Annotated in this window: 1 protein-coding gene; it reads right to left on the reverse strand. The window is 55.6% G+C overall.

The window, feature by feature from the left end; all coding sequences use genetic code 11:
• The coding region (locus tag SB816_RS30495; RefSeq protein ID WP_410548052.1) for a DUF1217 domain-containing protein at positions 1-331 on the reverse strand (331 nt) is incomplete at both ends.

The following is a 331-nucleotide window of genomic DNA, read 5'->3' on the forward strand; positions in this document are numbered from 1 at the left end:
TAGCTATCGGGATCGGAAACATCACTCGTCATCAAACCCTTGATATGGGCGTAAGAATAGGTCTTCTCATCGACGCCGAAGACCTGAAAAATATAGGCGCGGGTGCGGTCGTTGCGCAGCAGCTGGTCCACATTGGTCACCGTGCCGATGATCGCCTTGTAATAGCGCGTCTCTTCCGCAAGGCTGTCATTCATGTCGGTGATCGACGTGCCGTAGAGCCCGATCATCTTGTCGAGCTGGGCTTCCGTCTGCACTGTCTTCGTCGACGAGGTGAAATTGAAGGCGGCGGCGAACTCGCGATAACGCTCGTCGGTCAGCTTGTTGGCGAAGC

The sequence above is a fragment of the Achromobacter sp. SIMBA_011 genome (assembly GCF_046535435.1).
Classification (GTDB): Bacteria; Pseudomonadota; Gammaproteobacteria; order Burkholderiales; family Burkholderiaceae_B; genus Achromobacter; species Achromobacter dolens.